Here is a 19,415-nt window from a genome sequence, read left to right on the forward strand (position 1 = left end):
CAGCGCCTTGAGACGCTGGCCAGTACATAGGGCTTATAGCCCTGGAGCAAACCACCCGTTTTACGGGTGGTTATGATTTGCGTTTATTTTTCGCCAGCAATGTTCAAAATGTATCGGAATGATCACCACCTTGGCTTTATATAAGAAATGTATATGGTATAATAAGAATTAATGAAACTAGGAACGTGATAAGATGAATATTGATAAATTTGTTGCGACCCGTAAAGCAATGGGTTTTTCGCAGCAGGAGCTTTGTGACGGCGTTTGCACGCAAGCAACGCTGAGTCGATTGGAGAGTAATGGCCAGGTCCCGACGATCAAGATCTTGATCCAATTGTGCCGCCGTCTCCACCTTAGTTTAGATGATCTGTTTCCAAAATTTGGGGTACCAGAAAGTCAGCTCAATCAGCAAATGGACGCCACTGAATTCAAACTGGTGACCAGTGAATATCATGAGGCGCAGACCTTACTTGAAAAAATCAATTCAGCTGACCTGACTGATGAACGGCAGCGTTGGCGCTATCTTTATCTGCGTGGTTATTTAGCCACCTTGTTGGATCACCCGATCACAGATTCGATTTTTGACTTCAACCAGATTTTGATGGCTAAAAGTCAGGCGCCACTGATCTACAATCTTTTGGCTTATACAGGCTGTGGAATCGCCTATGCTCGCCACGGGCAATTGGATAAGGCCGAATTTTATTTCAATAAAGTTTTCGATCAGATCTATCAATGTACGATCGAGACCACCAAAGATGTTTGGCGCGTTTTGAACATTGTTTATAATACTGGCCGCTTTTACAGTCAGAGCGGGCATAACTATGAGATCGGCAACGAGTTGTTGAACTATGCGCTGACGATCTGCGCCAATAATCATGTGACTTATTATGTGGCGAAGGTCGAATATCAGTTAGCGCTGAACAGCATCGAGCTGAAACAGTCACCGAGGGAAACAATGGAACATATCCACGATTCTCGTGCCTTTGCGCGCATCAATCGCAACCACATCATGCTCGAGCAACTGGATATTTTGCAAGGGCAGTTGACTGGCGGTCAAGAGTAGCGGGGTTGGATCACTTGTAAAGTTGAATTGATACAACTGACAATTAGTTATTGACTTTTTAGTTAATATATTTGATTTTTGAAGAATTGTTAATAGGAGTATTATTTATCATGTTACTATAAAAAACCCCAGGTATTTTGACTTGGGGTTTTTTATAGTTTTAACCTTATATCTTTGATAATACTATTTCCCTATACTACTTGTGTTCTGTAAATAAAAACGGGCTAATCTATCTTCTGCCGACGTGCTATTCATATTGAATCTTTTTGTAACAACTTTTGCTGCCCCTCTTGCTGTTTTTCCTTTATCCACCTCTTGCTGCATGAAATAGAACCGACCCGCATTTAATAAACTTCGCGTATTAAATCCGCCAGCAAAGACTTCTTTCCGTCCATCCATCTCGGACATGGTCAGGATACGTCGCCGTACCGTCCCCAACTTGATATAGACGCTATCGGAATCGTAGGCTCTTAACAGCTGTTGAGTGTTGTCCAACAAAAAGACTCGATCAATAAGCCTATCGTTATTTATCACTTCCTTTTGTTCTTTTGCTTGTAGAAACGTTTGATATGCATCAAAATCAATTGTAACCCTTTTCACGGTTTCGCGCCATGGTGTTTCTATATAAGGCACTCCGTCAGGGCCCATCTTGACTCCATCACTCCTGACTAAAGCAACTTCTGGAACCCCATTAAACTCCTCTGTAGAAATACCAAAGAATATCAATAATGCTCCTGCTGCCGATTGTGACGACTCGTGCATATCACAAATGCTTTGCAGCTGTTCTCTAGTTATTAACTCTGGATTTTTAATATTCTTTATTCCCATCACGGTAAGCATATCTTTTGTGTAGAATTTTGCTATCGGATTTCTAAACTCAGCATAATTTGGCCAAAAATCATTTTTTCGTTCAACTGGCATTTTTTCGTCCCAAAAATCTTTTAGACTTCGATATACTAAAGTCAACCGATTAAAAGCTTCCATGGTTGAGGCCGCATTAACTTCTTTAACAATTAGTTCGCGCATATCTTCATTGTTAAAATTTAACAATGATTTGCCATGTTTATTTTCAAGCTCTTCTGTATTTCTTAGAACCATTTGATCGTTATAAACAACATCCTGACTGTACTTTATGCTCTGATCAATTATAAACGCCTGTTTAATATTATTATCCCAGTCAAAACTAATAATATCTCTGCCCATTGGAATAGTTGATTCCGACTGGATAGCTTTTGGCAATCCCAACCTAACGTTTTCTTCAAAATCTGGATAGGCTCTAGGGTTAAGCGCAATTAGGAAATTTATTTTATTAAGTGAGGGTAGCTTATTAAAATTTCGATAATCGGCAATTGAACGCTCCGCTGCGCTTTTGGTGAATCCGTAAGCTGATAACGCATCAACTGCTTTTTCTTTATTATTTTGAAAACTTTTTTCGTAACCACCTGCTTGACCTTCCTCAATTTTTGCAATTTGCATAAATACAGACACCTCTCTTACTTTATTATATTTGGCTCGTCTTACTAGCATACTTCCTAATATTATCATATCGCTTAGTGATATTTAACACCATGTTAGGACTCTCTTTAATAATTGCCCTTAACACATCAACAGGAATCTCGTCCAATCTATCAGGTTCGATTTCTGCGGTGAGTATATAGGAACCGAAATCAGTTACTTTTGTTCCTGAGCGAATATATTTCGTTGTCATGTCTAAACTTTCATGGTCTAAGAAGCGTCTCACCATATCTGGATCTTTTGTTAAGTTATACAATCGCGTTCCTGCACCAACCTTGAGACTTTGCGGTGTAATTTTGTGGCCAGTTTTTTCACTACATAACTCCATTATCTTGGCAAAATTTCTTTGTGAAACATCATGGAATAAGGTGTCGTCCTGATTGCCTTCATATAAAAGTTCCTTAAGTTCATAATACATTTTATCTGCAATAGGTTTCTTGTTGACCTTATTACCTTTGTCGTGTACATAGATAACCCAAAACTCATTATCATCAAAATCGCGATCATGTACAATATCGCTCCATTTAAGACGGAATGTTGCACTGATATGACTAGCGATACAAAACATCAACTTGGCCGCTGCCATATATTTTTCATTGATACGATTAGCCGTTGATTTAAATTTGTACTCTTTTAAAAATTCGATCAACTCATCAAATTCCCCGACAGACATACTGGGAACTTCACCACCATCTTTTATCAAAGTATCTCCAGCAAGACCGAACCGTCTAATATAGTTATAATCAACGTTATTTAGAATCATATTTTTTTCAAGGGCTGTTATAAAACTTGACACACCACTCAAATAGTTTTTGATCGTTTCGTCCTTAACCCCATTACGGCGCATTGGCTCAACAAATTTTTTAAAAGTTTTATCGCGATAAAAATTATTAATTAAAAAGTCATCATTAACTAATTCGGAGATTTTTTTAGAGTAAACCATTTTGAAAAACAGAACAACACTATTCTCATACACTTTTTTTGTACCTTCTGATTTGCGTGAGTCTAACCAATATCTATACGTTTGTTCGATCCTGTTCATTACTATCTACCTCTTTCTTCTATATCTAGGTTAGCTTAGGCCTTGGCTCAAACATAGGTTCATTATATTTGTTTTCATATACTGATCTAAGTGTTTTTGTTTTCCCTTGTCCAATATTATCTTTCAATCTTACGAACCCAGGCGCCCTCATGTTGTCGTACCTCTTAATATAGTCACCTTGACCCGTTGCATGTATTCTTTTTATCTCTGCTCTAAATAAATCAAGCAGCTGATCGTTTGAAAAAACGTTCCAGTTAAGTTTTGTAGCATCTTTTGGTGCACCATATTTCTTTATATAAGCTAATTGGACAAATGTGAAGGTGCCCATTCTATCCATAATTTTTAGTAGTGTTGGAGTTTCCTCAGAATGAACCAATCTATTGTAGTCGCCTGATTTGAAAATTTTCTTCTTGTGCATAAATTTAACCGCCGCTACTATTAACTCTTCATCCGTCATATTGTCCCATTTTAATTCATTACTATAACTTTTATACCCAAGTTTAAAAACAATTTCTGCCCATGTTAGCTTTTTATAGGTTAATAGCCAGTTGGTACTTGGAGCATTTTCCTTGTCCCTTTTTCGATTGTATTCTTTAGCGCGTGCATGATCCTGTATTCCAATACGCTTAATTTCTTCATTAACCAATGATAAAATTTGATACTCACTATAGTCGCCCCATTTTTTATCATATGATTGGCGTTCGTGATTTTTTTTAGGGTTCATTTTCAATATCTCCTCTTATGATATTTACTTTCATAGATTATCTTTAATTAAATACATTAAATTTTAATTTTTTTAAATCAATTCCATTCAATGAAATTGTAGCGGTTATTATATTTTGGGTCAACTCAGTTTAGTTATCATATAATAATTTTTTAAATAGTTTTACTGTTTGGTAGTGATTTCTTTATTATGAGCTATCTATGAGATTGGGTTATTGAAAACAAATTCTTAGCATAAAAAGTATCGATCATGATCAGCAACTACAGTTAAAAGAACGTGTTTCGCCACAGCAATCGGTGGGAAACACGTTCTTTATTTTGTTGCGATTGAAAATAGCTGAGAAAAGGCTATCAGTTTTTCAAGAAATTACATGATCCCGATGGTGATACCACCGACCATGACGAGGGCTAGACCAATTATGGTGAAGGTCAGTTCTTTTTTAGTTTTGTGCTCATGGAGCAATAAGATCCCGCCGATCGTGGAGATGACGACGCTCATTTGTGTTAGGGCAAAGCCGGTGGCAACGCCATTCCGACGCGCGGAAACGATGTAGAAAAGGGCGGCCAGAGCGAAGAAAAATCCGGAGGCTAAGTTGCGCCAAGTCGCGCTTTCAGTAAAATAGTTTTTGGCAGCAGGTGTTTTATGGGCGCGATACAGCGCAAAAATAGTCGACATCAAGGCCATGCCGATACCTTGAGGCAGAAAACCAGCCCAAGGATCAGCACCGACTAATTGGGGAAAAATATTGTAACCAAGATAGCCCAAAGTGGAAACGATGAAAGTAATGATCAAGGAAGCGGTACTGAAACGTTGCTCACCAGCGGCCTGACTTTTAGAACGGATCGTCGTGAAATACATGCCGAAAATAATGCCAATGATCGCCAATGTGCCAATGATTTTCACGGAAGTTTCCGCCCACTCACCGAAAACTAAGACACCGATCAACGCCGTCCCAATGATCTGGAGCCCAGTTGAGATCGGCATCGCTTTGGAAACGGTCATCTTTTGGAACAATTGGTATTGCAGCATTTGACCGGTAGCCCAGCAAGCGCCGGACAGCATGCCCATCAGCAGTAACTGCCAAGAGATCTGTGGTTGGCTGATCAAATAGATCACGATCGCGGTGATCAGCGTGGCGTAAGTCGTACCAACGATTTGGTTGATGTGATCGCCGCCGGCTTTGGTCGCGATCAATGGCATGATACCCCAACCCAATGCTGGGATCAGCCCGATGAGAAGATTCATTTTCTTACTCGCTCCTTTGATAATTTTCAGATTTTTACATTGTAACGTATTTCTAGTGGAAAAATCAATGAAAAGATTGAATGAAAGTGACGAAAATGGGCTAAAAATTATCAAATGGATTCAGAAAGCTTGTCGTTTCTAGGTTAAACCAGTCTCAAGGAAATGATACAGATTTTTTTATCTGTTTCAAAAAAGACAAATTTCCTCCATAAAAGATCGACATTTGCGTTACGCTAAAATCAGGCGTTATTTGGCCAAATCGTCTGAACAGGTGGGATCCAGGCGAGCTGTGTTATAATTATTTAGACTTAGTTGCGTAACAGTCAGTAAATTCGGTTGTTGCTCGTTACTGGACTGGCCACTGCCAGATCAGTCCTAGGCGTTTTTTAGTATCCGTAATGGGATTACATATTTTTTCGGAAAAGGAAGTGCTGTGATGACAAGGTTCGTGCGAACAAAATGGGCCCAATTTTTGGTGATGTTGGTGGCCTTAGAGATCATCGCCGTTAGTATCAATATGTTTTATGCGCCTCATGATATCGCTTCTGGTGGGGCGACCGGGATCGGGATCCTGCTGGAGGCCGCGTTTGGGTTTAATTTATCATTAGTGGTTTTGGTCATTAATATTTTCATGTTGATCCTGGCAGGGATTTTCTTAAATAAGCAAACCGTTTTGAAAATTGCGCTGGGTAGTTTCATTTTACCGATTTGTTTGGCCGTGACGCCGCAGATCAAATTGATCGAAGACCCATTATTGACGGTGATCGTTGGCGCTTCGATCTTTGCCGTGGGGATCTCGATGCTGTATCAGATCGATGCTTCTAGTGGTGGCACCACTGTCCCACCGTTGATCATCAAGAAATACTGGGGTATGAAAACATCAACGTCATTATTAATGATCGATGGCGTGATCTGTCTCTTAAACGTGTTCGTTGCTGGCTTTGAGGTGATGGTTTTAGCCGTGACTTCCCAGATCTTGACCACGATCGTTATGAATTTTATTGAAACTGGTCTTGATCGCAAGAAAGTTATTTACATTATGAGTGACAGCGACTTGAATAAAATCAAGGAAAAGCTTGGCTTGCTGGGCAAAGCGTTGACGATTTTTAACGTCACAGGTGGATATACGGGGCATGACAAAGAAATGCTGATGGTGATCGTGGAAAACCCCGATTATCATCAATTACTTGGCTTGGTCCATGAGATCGATCCGAGCGCTTTTGTGCTGGTGATGAACGCCGCCGAGGCCCGAGGAGGGATCTGGAACAATGGCGATCAATATTTGACCCAGATCCCCAGCGAGAAACGTTCCGAAGTGTTGGAGAAATTCAATTCTGATGAACAGTGAGTTTGTTCAAGGCGCGAGAAAAAATAAGTTTTGCCTAAAGTGGAAATGCCTAGACAGGGGCGTTTCCGCTTACTTTTTAGCACTCAGATATTTAGAGTGCTAAATTCTTGAAACCGATCCGAAAGTGATTATAATGGGTTTTGAAGGTTGAAGAAAGGAAGTAAAGAATTATGGCAAATGACTTAATGAATAATCGTCGTAATGATTTATTTGGAGGTTTCAATGATTGGTTTAATGATGACCGTTTCTTTAACAATCTCGGTCGTGCGTTCTATGGCATGTCCGAACCGAACGATTTGAAAACTGATATCAAGGAAACCAAGCATGACTATCAAGTGACTGTTGATCTTCCTGGTTTGGATAAGAAAGATATCGAAGTACGTTATGACAACGATATTTTGACGATCAATGGCAAGAAGGACAGTTTCACGGATGATGCCGACAAGGATGGCAACACCTTGATGAGCGAGCGCAGTTACGGCAGTTTCTCACGGCAATATCGCTTGCCTAAGGTCAAGGCGGACGCGATTTCAGGGCATTATGAAAATGGTGTTTTGAAGATCACATTGCCTAAGGAAAACAAGGAAATCAGTAGCGATCACCAAATCAAGATCGACTAATGAGTTTCGCACTGGGGTACAAGTAAAAGCGATGGCGAACTGACATGGGTAATGTTGGTTTTCCATCGCTTTTTTTGTTAAAAGTAGATTGGCCGCAGCTTGCGCTGCGAAATTCGGGGTGAGCTCGCTGTGGGCGTCACTTTGAGCTTTTCGGAAGGGCGCCGAAAAGCTCAAAGCTGAGCCTTATTCTAAGCGGCAAAGCCGCTAAGAATAACGACAGGTTGATCTCACCCCGAATTTCTCCGCTCCAGCCGCTCAACGTTATAACAGTCATTTGAGTAGTCACGCCAATTGGCAAGCTATGACCAATTGATGGGGAGCCACGCAATTGACGACCATGGCTAGTAGTCACCAGCTTTAAATTGGTGACACCGGTATAGTCTGCTTGATAAACCAGACTAGTTCTCTGTGAATCAACTGAATCAGTCGGTTTTCCATCGTTTTTTTGTTAAAAGTAGCTTGGCCGCAGCTTGCGCTGCGAAATTCGGGGTGAGCTCGCTGTGGGCGTCACTTTGAGATTTTCGGAAAACCACCGAAAATCTCAAAGCTGAGCCTTGGTCTAAGTGGCATATCCACTAAGACCAATTTCACGGCGATCTCACCCCGAATTTCTCCGCTCCAGCCGCTCAACGTTATCATAGTCGTTTGAGTAGTCACGCCAATTGGCAAGCTATGGCCAATTTATGAGGGATCACGCAATCGATAACCGTGGCTAGTGGATACAATTTTTAAATTGGTGACTCCAGTACAATCCGTCTGATGGACAGACCTAGTTCTCCGTGAATCAACTGAATCGGTCGGTTTCCAACCAGTGATTGTTAAGAAAACAAGCAGAGATGTTCAGCTTACATAAAATGTCCCGACTGTCTAATCCGTTGGCATTGCCGTACCAAAAAAGTGTGATGGGTTTTGACCACCACACTCGCAAAATCTCTTTGTCTGATACTCAACTTAGATTGCAGATCGGCTCAATTCTGTTCAGCAACCGGCTGGGACTGCGCGGCTCAGTGGTGAAATTGTCCTTGGCGGCTTTGCCGCTTAGGACAAGGCTCGATTTGAAGACAATTCCCGCTTTTGGAATTGGCTTCAAACGATGCCCACCACGTTCCAGTCCGCATCAGCAGTCCCAGCCGGTTGCGCTCACGCGCAACACCCCACCACATCAGCAATCAAGAGCGCAAGCTGGTTCAGTGTTTTTCCGAAGCGCCCGAAACACCATCAACAGCCGGCTTAGCAGGTGCGGCAGCCTTTTCCGAAGCGCCTGAAACGCCGTCGACCGCCGGTTTAGCTGGCCCAGATTTCTCCGAAGCGCCACTGACCGCATCCACATCGCCAACAAGTTTCTGGCCGGTTTGTTGCAAATACCAGTCGATGATCGGTTGAATATCCAGAACATATTCGTTGAGTCCTTTGTAAGCACCGGTTTCATCATGGAGTGCTTGGTAATTATGGACGACGAACTTGTCCGGTCCGTGGGTGGGCACGTGCATCCGAATCACGTCTTGTTTGCCGTGGCGCAGTTGTTGGATGACCCATTCCACGTTTTTCCGCGCTCGTTCTGGGTGGCAATTGATCAAGGGATTACCAGGTTGAGTGGGATTGCGGCTGGCCAACATTTTTTCGCCGGTGTCGGGTTGTTGATTGTAGTAGAGAAATTGGTTGTTGCTGTCGGCAAAAGTGAGTTCCATGGGCATTGAGGCCAAGAAATAATTCAATTGGTCGACGGTCAAGATTCCCCGATTCAAGCGAACATAAGTCTTGCCATCAACAGCGTGGGCAACTTCCGCGGCTTGTTCGACCCAATCTGGCGCGGATTTATCGACGCCTTGAATGGTTGTGTCGATCGTGCCGGTAGCCTTCAAGTCCTCGGGTGGCAATACTTCGGCCTCTGGTTGATTCAAGAATTCAGTCATTTTAATGAAGCGTTGAAACTTTTGTAAGCAGGTGCCCAAGAATGAAATTGTTTTCGGATCTTTCAAATCACCATGATCGTCGAAAGCCTCCTTAACGTTTCCTAGGAGAAATTCGTTGCCAGGAAAGGCCAAGGCGTTAACGCCGGGCGCATCCAAAATCTGACGCAAATGCAGTTGCGCGCGGGAGGAACCTTGGGTGAAATAAGAGGCGCCAATGATCATCACCGGCTTGCCGTCTAGGGGATGGATCTTATAGGAAAGCCATTCTAGCGCGCTTTTCAGACTGGCGTTGATCGTGTGATTGTGCTCCGGTGTGGCGATGATCACGCCGTCCGCTTCCTCGATCACTTGGACCAATTCTTGGACAGGCGCGCTATTGGTTTGGTCGTCATCCTGATTGAACATGGGTAAATCTTTGATTTCAGCTAAGTTAAAGTCGAAATCCGCGCCAAAGTGGCGACCGATAAATTGCAATAACAGCCGATTGTAGGAAAAATCAGCGCTTGAACCAACAATACCAACTATTTTCATCTTTTTTTCGCTCCTTATAGATGTGTTCGCCACCCCAGTACTCTCCGCGTAGCGACGCAATTGTTCTGGAAGCATGGTGCGACTTTCAAAACAATTGCTAGGCTCATGCGCAAGCGTTATTCGGGATGGTTCGCACTGTCGTTTGAAACGTGCTGCGCGCAACTGACTTCTGTGCTTAGCTACGCAAGGCTTCCGGAAGCAAAGTTCAGCTTCCAAAATCCTTGCTAGGCTAATGCTCGAAGTCAACCCGTTGCGCTCCGCACTCTATTTATCTTCCCAAGAAAAGTTTGCTGCTTCTTTGGCGTTGCTTTCATGGGCGTGGTTCAGTTGTTTGGTGATTTTTACAAAAGTCAAAAAGTCTTTGAAAAGGCCTTCCAATTGGTTACATTGCTCGCGATCCAGGAGCTCACCATCTGGCGAGAAACCAGCCAGCGAGTGACCAAGCAAGAACTCGGAACTCGGCATGATCCGCGCCTTCAGTTCTGGCGAGTCGAGGATCTGGCGCAAATGGGCCTGGGCGCGGGAAGAACCTAGCGCGCCGTAAGAAGCGCCGGTGATCATCACCGGTTTGTCGACGAATGGGTGCACGCCGTAAGACAGCCATTGGAGCGCGTTCATCAAGGCTGCTGGTACCGAATGGTCATATTCTGGGGTGCTGATGATCACGCCATCGGCCGCGTTGATCTTGTCAACGATGACTTGGGCTGCCGCCGGGATCTGCTTGTGATCGGGATCGGGCTTGTTGAACATGGGCAATCCTTTGATTTCGACCAGCTCGATCGTGGCCTGATCGGCGAAATGCTTTTGCATAAATTGTAACAGTTGACGATTCGTGGAATGACTGGAGTTGGTCCCCACTAAACCAATAAACTTATCCATTCAAAAACGTCCCTTCTTTTCAGTTTGAACGCAGTGTGACCGCTTTCATGCGTATAGTTTAACATATCTGTCTCAGTCGTGCACAACCTTTTTTAGAGAAAATGTCCCTGTAAACCGGCGGAGGCTTGCCAATGCCCATCTTGAAAGACCAGGATCCCTTCGATCCGCGATTCGGCGGCGATCTGCGCGAGAATCTCGTTGGCGTCATGACCAAATAAACGGGAGGTCCAAATCTCGCCCGTGACCGATTTTTCAGAAAAAATCGTCAGGCTGGCCAGGTCGGTGACCAAGGGATAGCCGGTGCGCGAGTCGAAAATATGATGATAACTGTGACCGTCGCGCTCCAAATGGCGCTCGTAGATGCCTGAAGTCACCACCGAACCCGCCGGCAATTTCAAAGCGGTCAGGTAATCACCGCGGGGGCTGTGGGGATTTTGGATGCCGAGGCGCCACAAATGGTCGGCGTGGGCCAAGGCGGGGCCCCAAGTGACCAGGTTGCCACCTAAGTTGACCAAGGCGGACTGGACGTGGCGCGCTTGCAGATGGGCAATCACCAAATCAGCGCTGTAGCCCTTGGCCAGTGCGCCTAAATCAATAGCCATGCCAGCTTGCGGTAAATAAACTTCCTGCGTCGTTGGGTTCAGCTGAATCTGGCGCGGATCGATCAACGGCAGACAGGCGGCGATTTCGGCGGCGCTGGGCACTCGGGCGTCACTAAAACCGATCCGCCAAGTTTGCACCAACGGACCAATGGCGATATTCAAATGACTGGCCGGCGCGCAACTGTGAGTTTTACCAAGTTCGATCAGCGCGAACAATTGAGGGTGGACCTTGACCGGATGCCGACCGGCGGCGTGGTTGACCGCCATCAACTCCGAATCGGCGGCGTTAGCGCTAAAGCGATGCTCCGCCACCTGCAACAAAGTGGCGCACTCCGCCAAAATCGGCTCAGGATCGGCGTCCACCTGAATATCCAAGGTGATCACCGTCCCCATCAAATGCAATTCTCGTTGTTCCCGCGCCATTTCTGATCGCTCCTTTACCAAAAACGCTTGATCAAGCAAGCGTTTTATTTACTGATTTCACCATAGCATATCGCCGCTGTGTTGCGGAACTTTTTGGTAAAAAAATTGGTGTTGCCACTGACGCAATGACCGACTAGCAGGCGCAAAAGCGGCGTCTAGGGCGCTTATCTTGCTGGCGCGTGGCCTAAAACCGCTGTTTTCTCGCTGAGCTGACGCGCCGAAAATGACAAGTTCAGAAGGCTGCTTTATCATTTTCCTAACAGAAATCGCTTGTTTTTTGAAATCATAAGATGTTAGAAGACAAGCAAATGAATAAACCATGAAAAAAGTCCCCCAATTTTCCGATCCGATTGAAAATGGACGAAAATTAGAGGACTGCTTAACTAGTCGGTGCACTGATATCAGACTTGATTTTGATCTGTTGGCGCTTTGGCGGCAGCTGTCGTGGTGGCCGGCAACTGGTGGTGCAACCAAGTCATGAAGAGATCAGGCCAGACGGTGACTTCCGGCTGAACACTGGTGTTGCGGTGGGAACTTTCCGTTTCCACTGTGGCCAAACTCAAGCCATGGTGACCTTCTGGAAAAATGTGTAATTCAAAAGGTACCTGGTTGGCTCGTAAAGCTTTCGCGAACAATAAGGCGTTTTCCATCGGGACTACATCGTCGGTAAACGTGGACCACAAGAACGTCTTCGGCGTGTTAGCGCCAACGTGATGTTCCAGCGAAACTTCCGCCCGCGCTTCTGCTTCATGCTTGCGCTCGCCCAACAACGCCGCGATCGAGCCTTCGTGGCAATATTTGCCAGCCGTGATCACGGGATAGGACAGCAGTAGGCCGTTGGGTTGGATCTGCGCCGCCGTGAAGCCAAAGTCGGCCAACAGCTTCTGATCCCAATAAACGCCTAAACTAGCGGCGACATGAGCTCCCGCCGAAAAACCAGCGGCGATGATCCGCTGGGGATCAACGTGCCAAGCTGCGGCGTTGGCCCGCACTGTCGCCAGCGCTTGCGCCATTTCCAATAAAGCCACTGGAAAACGTGCCGGCGCCACTGAATACCGCAAAATAAACGCTTGAACGCCGGCGGCCGCGAAATGGATCGCCACCGGCTCAGCCTCCCGAGCAGATAGAAATTCGTAACCACCACCAGGACAGATGATCACCGCAGGCCGTTGTCGCTGCGGATCGATCTCCGGTGAATTGTCCAGCACGTAGCCGGTCAGCGTGGCTGTGTCCGACAGTGGTGTGGTCAATGTTTGTTGAATCAGTTCCATGATATGTTTCCCCCTGTGTGCAAAAAAACTTGCGATAACAACGTTTCCGTTTTCATTATACGACCAAATGGCCTTGGGTTGGTAATTAGGGGCTTGATTGCGGCGGGCAACCGGTTTGAACGGATTTTTTTGGAAAGTACAGTTTCTGTTTCTTAGCTTCACTTGATTGCAGGTGTGGTAGGGTGTTGCGCGTAAGCGCAACCGGCTGGGACTGCTGATGCGGACTGGAACGTGGTGGGCGTCGTTTGGAGCCAATCCGCAAAGTGCGCGGCTTGTCTTCAAATCGAGCCTTGTCCTAAGCGGCAAAGCCGCCAAGGACAATTTCACCACTGAGCCGCGCAGTCCCAGCCGGTTGCTAGGCAGAATTGAGCCTATCTGCAATCGAAGCGAAGGATTTGACGAAGTGCTTTTGCAAGCTAGAGGTCAACCAATCGCCCTTTTTGAAGTGGTACGACGATGCCAACTGGTTTGGATTAGGGGGTCGGAACACTTTGCGTAGAACGAACATCGCTACCCGTTTTCTTAACAATCCATGGATGGAAGCCAACCGAATTAGCTAATTAATCAAGATCTTGCCCAGTTCATCAAGCAGATTGCACTGGTGTCACCAATTTAAGGCTGGTGACCACTAACCAAGGTCGTCAATTGCGTGGGTTCTCATCAGTTGGACATAGCTTTCCAGTCGGCGTGAGTGCTTCAATGACTAAGTTAACGTTGAGCGGCTGGAGCGGAGAAATTCGGGGTGAGGTCGCCGTGTCGTTATTCTTAGCGGCTTTGCCGCTTAGAATAAGGCTCAGCTTTGAGATTCGCGGGTTTTGCGAAGCTCAAAGTGACGCCCACAGCGAGCTCACCCCGAATTTCGCAGCGCAAGCTGCGACCAAGCTACTTTTGCCAGCACCAGCACCAGCAATCCCAGCAAAAGACGGTGATTTTTGCTATAATCAAGGGTAGAAGACAGCGGGAACAGCGAGAAAAAGGGGCTAGGTTGTGGAATTTTTAGGACAGATCACGATTATTTTGGTAACAACATTATTGGTAGGCTATTTGTGCAATCGGATTGGCATTCCCGCCGTACTCGGCGAGTTGATCGCCGGCGTTTTGGTCGGCCCGGCGGTTTTGAGTTGGGTCAAACCGACCAGCTTTCTTCACCAAATGGCCGAGATCGGCGTGATTTTACTGATGTTTGCGGCGGGATGCGAAAGCGATCTCGTCTTGTTGCGGAAATACTTCAAGCCCAGCATGTTGGCCGCTATTTTGGGCGCGGTTTTGCCGATCGTGACGATCTGGCCCTTGGCGCAATTATTTGGGATGTCCAGCCAGCATGCCCTGTTTCTGGGAGTGGTGTTTGCGGCGACGTCGGTGTCGATCTCGGTGGTGGTAATGCAGGAGCTGAACTTCACCAAGAATCGCGAGGCCAGCACGATCTTAGGCGCGGCGGTGGTTGACGATATTTTAGCGGTGATTATTTTAAGCTTGATGATGTCATTTCTCGGCGAGGAGAAAATGTCGACGCCGGCGATGTTCGGGCATTTCGCCTTGCAGATCGGCTATTTCGTCGGGATCTTCGTGGTGATCAAATGGGTCACGCCGATCGTCTTCAGCGTGGCGCGGCGGTTACAGATCCAATACGCCAGCACCGTGGTTTCGTTGATCATCGCCTTTGGCTTGGCCTATCTCGCGGAAGTTGTTGGCTTGAGCGATGTGGTCGGCGCCTTTTTTGCTGGGGTCGCGGTCAGTCGCACCGACTTTCGCGAGGAGATCAGTCGTTCTGTCGACACTTTGGGTAACAGTCTGTTCATGCCGATCTTTTTCGTTAATATTGGCCTGAGCATGACTTTCGACAGCTTCGTTCCGCAAATCGGCTTCATTCTGGTGCTGACCGTGGTGGCGATCGTCACGAAGCTGATCGGTTGCGGTGGCGCCGTGAAATTGTTGGGCTTCGACTGGAATAGCGCGCTGATCGTCGGCTCGGGGATGGTTTCGCGAGGGGAAATGGCGCTGATCATCGCCCAGATCGGCTTGACCAACCACCTCATGTCCACCGCCCATTATTCTGCGGTGATCGCGGCGATTATTCTGACAACCTTGTTGGCGCCGCTGTTTCTGAAAATGGCGATTGGGCACAAAGCGGCGGCAGTCTAGGATTCGCGTTCGAATATGAAGATTTCGGTAGTCACAAAAGCTAATCAATGTGATTTTCTGAAAAGCACCATGAAATTTATTTACCCGTTTACGTGAATAATGTGCCTAGCGTGAACAATGCGCTAGATCGCGAAAAGGATTCGCCTAGTTGCAAATAGTGCGATAAATAAAACAAAAAGACCATCAAAAGCTAGCTGATCAGGCTAACTTTTGACGGCCTTTTTTCTGTTACGCTAAAGCTGCCAGTGTGGCGATGTCGATTTTCTTCATCTGCATTAGCGCTTGGATCTGGGCGGGCGTTTGCGTTAGCGCGGCGATGTTTTCGGGGACGATCTGCCACGACAGACCGTAACGATCCTTGGCCCAGCCACATTGTTCAGCGGCGGCCACGTGAGAAAGTTTGCCCCAATAATAGTCGAGCTCGGCCTGATCGGCGCAATTGATCGTGAAGGAGATTGCTTCATTGAATTGAAATTCCGGGCCGCCATCCAAGGCGATGAAGTCTTGGCCGTTCAAGCTGAAAACTGCGGTCAACACCTTGTTGGTCATGCCCTGAAAATGGACGTCCAAATTTTCATCGGGGTAATAGGTGATGCTGTCGATGTGAGAATCGGGGAAGACACTAACGTAGTAGCGCACGGCCTCCTCACAATCATTGTGAGCAAACCACAGACTAGGTACGATTTTGTTGCTGATGGGCATCTTGTTTCCTCCTTATTTGAAAACAGAGTGTGAGCCGACCTGGTCAGCTTCCGAGCATTAGCCTAGCAACGATTTTGGAGGCTGAACTTTGCCTCCGGAATCGTTGCGTAGCTAAGCGGAAGAAGCTAGGTCGGTGAACACGTTTCGATAGAGTGTGAACCGTTGGTGGATGGCAGGTGTGGTGGGGCTCCAGGTCGGGCTGGGGGTGGTGGAACGCGGCGGGCGTCACTTTGAGCTTCGCGAAACCCGCGCGAATCTCAAAGCTGAGCCTTATTCTAGGCGGCAAAGCCGCCAAGAATAATATCGCGGCTGACTCACCCCCAGCCCGACCTTCCGCCAGACGGGTAAACAGCCCACCAACACCAGAGTGCGGAACGCAACGGTTTGACTTTGAGCATTAACCTAGCTAGGATTTTGGAAGCGCACTTTGCTTCCGGAAGCCTAGCGTAGTTAAGCGGAAAAGACAGTTGCGTGTAGCACGTTTCAATCAATTGCGTCCGGCGCTTGATCCGTCTGCGGGGTCAGCGGCGTCAACGGAAGCTGGTCTTGCTGGATCCGCTTTTGTAAATCGAGGATCTTGGCGGCGATGGTTTCGGCGCAGGCGCGATAGACCGCGGGCGTTTGGCCAGTGGGATCGGCTAGGCCCCAGTCTTCGCGGTAACGGCTGGGAACCATGGGGCAATCAACTTCACAGCCCATGGTGATGACGATGTCCAGCGCCGGCAATTGCGCCAAAGGTTTGGAGAATTGGGCGGACAGATCCAGCTGATACAAATCAGCCATGGTGCGCGCCGCTTGCGGGTCGATCCGCGCCGCCGCCGTGGTTCCGGCGGAGAAACTGTTGAACGTCGCGCCGGCCAAGTGACGCCCCAGCGCTTCGGCTATTTGACTCCGACAAGCATTGTGCACACAAATAAAACCAACATTCAATTTTGACAAACAGGCCACCTCACCAGTGAAAATTTGGAGAACTTCCGCTTTTGATCTTTTGAGGAACTTACACCCTTGATTTTACAGAAATTGGCTGATTTTACCAGTGATAATGGTTGGTAAAACTAAGTTAGTACCGCCAGCGACAAAAATCATTTATTTCCAAAAACTGCCAGAAATTTGGTTGATTTGAAATGGTTTCTGTGTCCGGCTATTTGTATAGCTGTTGTATTATTGTATACGTGCAGGAGGCGATACGATGGACACAAAAAAGAAAGCAGTGATTACTGCTCGCGTAGATTTGGACACAAAAGAACGCGCTCGCAAGGTATTTGAAAATGCTGGGTTGGATATGACAACAGCAATAAATATTTACTTGAAGAAAGCGATTGCGGTGAATGGCGTACCATTTTCAGTCACAGCAATTGATCCTTTGGATGAAGCAACACTTCGAGCACATGATGAGATTCAACGTGGTGAGTATGACAGTTTCGATAGTGTGGACGCTTGGTTTAAGGATTTGACCAATGGAGATTAAGCAAGTAAAGCTATTCAAGAAGCAGGCTCGGATGATGCAGAAGCGCGGCGCTAACCTGGATGAATTACGCGAAGCGATTGTGGCAATCGTCACTAAAAATCAGAAACGCCTTGATGAGTTGAGTGACCATGCTTTGAAGCGTGACCGTGGACTACATATTGCTGGTCGCGGTGACTGGTTGTTGCGGTACAGAATTATAGACGATACAGTGGTTTTATGGTTACTGGCCACGGGTTCACATCGAGATGTGTTGAATATCGAATAGTTAGTAGGTCATGGGCGAAAGTCTATGGCCTATTTTTGTGTCGGATACTGTATCGGATGGTCAGCCCGACAAAATAGACTTGTAAAATGCGAAAGTGTCCAAGGATAGGTATGTCATTAATTGGACGACTATCTCATTGGGTGGTTCTTCAATATACGACGGGGGCTGTCCCACTTAAATTGTTCGGTTCGTTTTGAATCGTTTCCACTAATAAATTTTTATTTTGATTGTTTTAATCTTAACTTTGCTTCATTTGAGTTCAGTAGTTTGATCTGATATAACATAGCAATATCAGTTTTTAAATTTTCTTCTTCTTTATTACTATCAATAGAATTAAAAATTCTGTTAATTATCCAAACAACTGATGTACCCAGACCAGCAGTTCCCAAGTTAAAACCTAACTGCTCGTTCTCTGAAAGTGTACTCTTTTTAATATCTTTAAGAATTGAATTAAATTCTCCTTGGATAATAAATTCATCCTCTTGTTCTTTTACTTTTTGTCGAATTTCTTTTAAATTAGATGCAGTATACAGCAAATCACTATCTCTAATAGTCAATAATTGGTCTAATACTTCTCCGGGAGAATGGTTAGTTCCTTTAGAGATAGCGATCAGAGTTTTTCCTGAATAAGTTTCTGGGTCTCGTTTTGATGCTTTTGATAAGGTTTGCTCTGATATTCCAACTTTTTTTGATAAATCATATCTAGTCAGACCATTTTGTTTTAAAAAGATATCTAGTACATTTTTCATATAAAAACCTCCTATTGTACTCAAATTCATTTTAGTACAATGGGAGGCTTTTTGCCAATGCGAACTAATATTTTGTCCGCACGCCCAACCCCACATTTCAAAACCGCCCTTAACAAACGCCCAAGGGGACACTTAAACAGGACACCTGTTTTGGCTAGCGTAGCACGCTTCCCAACGCAAAAAGACACCTTTCACTTAAACGAAAGGCGTCTTTTTAAACGTGGATCCCATCAATTGGACATCGCTTATCGATTGGCGGGGGTGCTTGAACGACTAAGTTAACGTTGAGCGCCCACAGTGAGCTCACCATGAATCGCGCAGTACTAAACTGCTGCTAATGCTCAGAAGCTGCCCGGGTCGGTTCACACTCTATCTTGAAACGTGCTGCGCGACCCAGCTTCTTCCGCTTAGCTACGCAATTGTTCTGGAAGCAAAGTGCAGCTTCCAAAACAATTGTTAGGCTAATGCTCAGAAGCTGCCCGGGTCGGTTCACACTCTATCTTGAAACGTGCTGCGAGGTGCAGACCGCTGCGCCTTAAAGTATCTGCTTGCCCAATCTGCTGCGCAGCTTAGTCAAGTAGATAAATTAATGCTCACGGTCTAACCGCACCTCTCCGCACTCTCTATCTAAACGTGCTGCGCGCAACTGCTTTCTGCGCCGATACGCAATTTGTCACAGATTGTCTAGAGCCAATCTGCAACAAATCGCTAGTCGTGCTCAAAAGCAACCCGTTGCGCTCCGCACTCTGACTACTTCTTCAAGTTCTTCTCGACGTAGTCTTTGATTTGGTCGTCGGTCATGTCCAACATTGGCTTCATGGCCTCTTCAGTCTTGATTGTGTCACGATCATTTGCTTCACAGTTACAATGTTTGCGGACTCAAAAGGTATCAGGTATCAATAAAATAAATTCA

19 protein-coding genes and 1 pseudogene are annotated in these 19,415 nt (G+C 45.9%); 7 read left to right on the forward strand and 13 right to left on the reverse strand.

Translation table 11 applies throughout. From position 1 onward, the window contains the following. The first annotated feature begins 193 nt into the window (after positions 1-193). Positions 194-1,063: a helix-turn-helix domain-containing protein gene (locus OCU21_RS07170; protein WP_261806758.1), complete on the forward strand. Its 870-nt coding sequence runs from the start codon at positions 194-196 to the stop codon at positions 1,061-1,063. Positions 1,064-1,246: 183 nt separating this feature from the next. Here OCU21_RS07170 and OCU21_RS07175 read toward each other — a convergent pair whose 3' ends face one another. The 4 genes from OCU21_RS07175 to OCU21_RS07190 all read right to left on the reverse strand — a co-directional run bounded on the left by OCU21_RS07175 (position 1,247) and on the right by OCU21_RS07190 (position 5,589). Then, positions 1,247-2,539 (reverse strand): hypothetical protein, encoded by a 1,293-nt coding sequence (locus OCU21_RS07175; protein WP_261806759.1) that lies wholly within the window; start codon positions 2,537-2,539, stop codon positions 1,247-1,249. Positions 2,540-2,564: 25 nt separating this feature from the next. After that, positions 2,565-3,620 carry a tyrosine-type recombinase/integrase gene (locus OCU21_RS07180; protein WP_261806760.1) on the reverse strand — a complete coding sequence of 352 codons (1,056 nt, stop codon included), beginning with the start codon at positions 3,618-3,620 and terminating at the stop codon, positions 2,565-2,567. Positions 3,621-3,645: 25 nt separating this feature from the next. Then, on the reverse strand, positions 3,646-4,344 hold the full coding sequence (locus tag OCU21_RS07185) for a hypothetical protein (protein ID WP_261806761.1): 699 nt from the start codon (positions 4,342-4,344) through the stop codon (positions 3,646-3,648). 366 nt (positions 4,345-4,710) lie between these two features. After that, positions 4,711-5,589: a GRP family sugar transporter gene (locus tag OCU21_RS07190; RefSeq protein ID WP_261806762.1), complete on the reverse strand. Its 879-nt coding sequence runs from the start codon at positions 5,587-5,589 to the stop codon at positions 4,711-4,713. A gap of 436 nt (positions 5,590-6,025) precedes the next feature. Between OCU21_RS07190 and OCU21_RS07195 the strand changes: the two genes are divergently transcribed. After that, positions 6,026-6,937 carry a YitT family protein gene (locus OCU21_RS07195; RefSeq protein WP_261806763.1) on the forward strand — a complete coding sequence of 304 codons (912 nt, stop codon included), beginning with the start codon at positions 6,026-6,028 and terminating at the stop codon, positions 6,935-6,937. 170 nt (positions 6,938-7,107) lie between these two features. After that, on the forward strand, positions 7,108-7,557 hold the full coding sequence (locus OCU21_RS07200; protein WP_125599322.1) for an Hsp20/alpha crystallin family protein: 450 nt from the start codon (positions 7,108-7,110) through the stop codon (positions 7,555-7,557). A 1,187-nt stretch (positions 7,558-8,744) separates the two neighbouring features. Here the strand turns inward: OCU21_RS07200 and OCU21_RS07205 are convergent. The 5 genes from OCU21_RS07205 to OCU21_RS07225 all read right to left on the reverse strand — a co-directional run bounded on the left by OCU21_RS07205 (position 8,745) and on the right by OCU21_RS07225 (position 13,176). Then, a complete protein-coding gene (locus OCU21_RS07205; protein ID WP_261806764.1) occupies positions 8,745-10,001 on the reverse strand; it encodes an NAD(P)H-dependent oxidoreductase in 1,257 nt (418 codons plus the stop codon). 264 nt (positions 10,002-10,265) lie between these two features. Next, the gene (locus tag OCU21_RS07210) at positions 10,266-10,880 is read right to left on the reverse strand and encodes an NADPH-dependent FMN reductase (protein WP_125599331.1); all 615 of its coding nucleotides are present in this window, start codon (positions 10,878-10,880) and stop codon (positions 10,266-10,268) included. 92 nt (positions 10,881-10,972) lie between these two features. Beyond that, a complete protein-coding gene (locus tag OCU21_RS07215; RefSeq protein WP_261806765.1) occupies positions 10,973-11,905 on the reverse strand; it encodes an FAD:protein FMN transferase in 933 nt (310 codons plus the stop codon). 57 nt (positions 11,906-11,962) lie between these two features. Next, positions 11,963-12,226 (reverse strand): hypothetical protein, encoded by a 264-nt coding sequence (locus OCU21_RS07220; RefSeq protein WP_261806766.1) that lies wholly within the window; start codon positions 12,224-12,226, stop codon positions 11,963-11,965. A gap of 80 nt (positions 12,227-12,306) precedes the next feature. Further along, positions 12,307-13,176 carry an alpha/beta hydrolase gene (locus OCU21_RS07225; protein ID WP_261806767.1) on the reverse strand — a complete coding sequence of 290 codons (870 nt, stop codon included), beginning with the start codon at positions 13,174-13,176 and terminating at the stop codon, positions 12,307-12,309. Positions 13,177-13,875: 699 nt separating this feature from the next. Between OCU21_RS07225 and OCU21_RS07230 the strand changes: the two genes are divergently transcribed. Continuing rightward, positions 13,876-14,127, forward strand: coding sequence for a hypothetical protein (locus tag OCU21_RS07230; protein ID WP_261806768.1), 252 nt, complete (start codon positions 13,876-13,878; stop codon positions 14,125-14,127). A 36-nt stretch (positions 14,128-14,163) separates the two neighbouring features. Continuing rightward, on the forward strand, positions 14,164-15,318 hold the full coding sequence (locus tag OCU21_RS07235; protein ID WP_261806769.1) for a cation:proton antiporter: 1,155 nt from the start codon (positions 14,164-14,166) through the stop codon (positions 15,316-15,318). Between the two features lie 228 nt (positions 15,319-15,546). On the opposite strand, the gene OCU21_RS07240 is transcribed toward OCU21_RS07235, so the two are convergent. Further along, positions 15,547-16,020 (reverse strand): VOC family protein, encoded by a 474-nt coding sequence (locus tag OCU21_RS07240; protein WP_261806770.1) that lies wholly within the window; start codon positions 16,018-16,020, stop codon positions 15,547-15,549. A 483-nt stretch (positions 16,021-16,503) separates the two neighbouring features. Continuing rightward, complete coding sequence (locus tag OCU21_RS07245) at positions 16,504-16,959, reverse strand: arsenate-mycothiol transferase ArsC (protein WP_261806771.1); 456 nt, start codon at positions 16,957-16,959, stop codon at positions 16,504-16,506. A 250-nt stretch (positions 16,960-17,209) separates the two neighbouring features. Between OCU21_RS07245 and OCU21_RS07250 the strand changes: the two genes are divergently transcribed. Both OCU21_RS07250 and OCU21_RS07255 read left to right on the forward strand, forming a co-directional pair. Beyond that, complete coding sequence (locus OCU21_RS07250; RefSeq protein WP_261806772.1) at positions 17,210-17,488, forward strand: type II toxin-antitoxin system RelB/DinJ family antitoxin; 279 nt, start codon at positions 17,210-17,212, stop codon at positions 17,486-17,488. After that, positions 17,478-17,753, forward strand: coding sequence for a type II toxin-antitoxin system mRNA interferase toxin, RelE/StbE family (locus OCU21_RS07255; protein WP_261806773.1), 276 nt, complete (start codon positions 17,478-17,480; stop codon positions 17,751-17,753). Before OCU21_RS07250 ends, OCU21_RS07255 begins: the two co-directional genes overlap by 11 nt. A gap of 218 nt (positions 17,754-17,971) precedes the next feature. Here the strand turns inward: OCU21_RS07255 and OCU21_RS07260 are convergent, their stop codons facing one another. Together OCU21_RS07260 and OCU21_RS11320 are read right to left on the reverse strand one after the other, a co-directional pair. Then, positions 17,972-18,502, reverse strand: a complete 531-nt coding sequence (locus OCU21_RS07260; protein ID WP_261806774.1) for a helix-turn-helix domain-containing protein — start codon at positions 18,500-18,502, stop codon at positions 17,972-17,974. 750 nt (positions 18,503-19,252) lie between these two features. After that, positions 19,253-19,360 (reverse strand): annotated as a pseudogene (locus tag OCU21_RS11320) (P8 family protein); the annotation flags it as partial. Between the last annotated feature and the right edge of the window lie 55 nt (positions 19,361-19,415).

Source organism: Lapidilactobacillus luobeiensis (assembly GCF_024345205.1).
Taxonomy (GTDB): domain Bacteria; phylum Bacillota; class Bacilli; order Lactobacillales; family Lactobacillaceae; genus Lapidilactobacillus; species Lapidilactobacillus luobeiensis.

Coding starts and splice junctions, on each gene's coding strand:
- OCU21_RS07170 (WP_261806758.1), top strand. CDS start 194: ATGAATATTGATAAATTTGTTGCGACCCGTAAAGCAATGGGTTTTTCG.
- OCU21_RS07175 (WP_261806759.1), bottom strand. CDS start 2,539: ATGCAAATTGCAAAAATTGAGGAAGGTCAAGCAGGTGGTTACGAAAAA.
- OCU21_RS07180 (WP_261806760.1), bottom strand. CDS start 3,620: ATGAACAGGATCGAACAAACGTATAGATATTGGTTAGACTCACGCAAA.
- OCU21_RS07185 (WP_261806761.1), bottom strand. CDS start 4,344: ATGAACCCTAAAAAAAATCACGAACGCCAATCATATGATAAAAAATGG.
- OCU21_RS07190 (WP_261806762.1), bottom strand. CDS start 5,589: ATGAATCTTCTCATCGGGCTGATCCCAGCATTGGGTTGGGGTATCATG.
- OCU21_RS07195 (WP_261806763.1), top strand. CDS start 6,026: ATGACAAGGTTCGTGCGAACAAAATGGGCCCAATTTTTGGTGATGTTG.
- OCU21_RS07200 (WP_125599322.1), top strand. CDS start 7,108: ATGGCAAATGACTTAATGAATAATCGTCGTAATGATTTATTTGGAGGT.
- OCU21_RS07205 (WP_261806764.1), bottom strand. CDS start 10,001: ATGAAAATAGTTGGTATTGTTGGTTCAAGCGCTGATTTTTCCTACAAT.
- OCU21_RS07210 (WP_125599331.1), bottom strand. CDS start 10,880: ATGGATAAGTTTATTGGTTTAGTGGGGACCAACTCCAGTCATTCCACG.
- OCU21_RS07215 (WP_261806765.1), bottom strand. CDS start 11,905: ATGGCGCGGGAACAACGAGAATTGCATTTGATGGGGACGGTGATCACC.
- OCU21_RS07220 (WP_261806766.1), bottom strand. CDS start 12,226: ATGGTTTATTCATTTGCTTGTCTTCTAACATCTTATGATTTCAAAAAA.
- OCU21_RS07225 (WP_261806767.1), bottom strand. CDS start 13,176: ATGGAACTGATTCAACAAACATTGACCACACCACTGTCGGACACAGCC.
- OCU21_RS07230 (WP_261806768.1), top strand. CDS start 13,876: ATGACTAAGTTAACGTTGAGCGGCTGGAGCGGAGAAATTCGGGGTGAG.
- OCU21_RS07240 (WP_261806770.1), bottom strand. CDS start 16,020: ATGCCCATCAGCAACAAAATCGTACCTAGTCTGTGGTTTGCTCACAAT.
- OCU21_RS07250 (WP_261806772.1), top strand. CDS start 17,210: ATGGACACAAAAAAGAAAGCAGTGATTACTGCTCGCGTAGATTTGGAC.
- OCU21_RS07255 (WP_261806773.1), top strand. CDS start 17,478: ATGGAGATTAAGCAAGTAAAGCTATTCAAGAAGCAGGCTCGGATGATG.
- OCU21_RS07260 (WP_261806774.1), bottom strand. CDS start 18,502: ATGAAAAATGTACTAGATATCTTTTTAAAACAAAATGGTCTGACTAGA.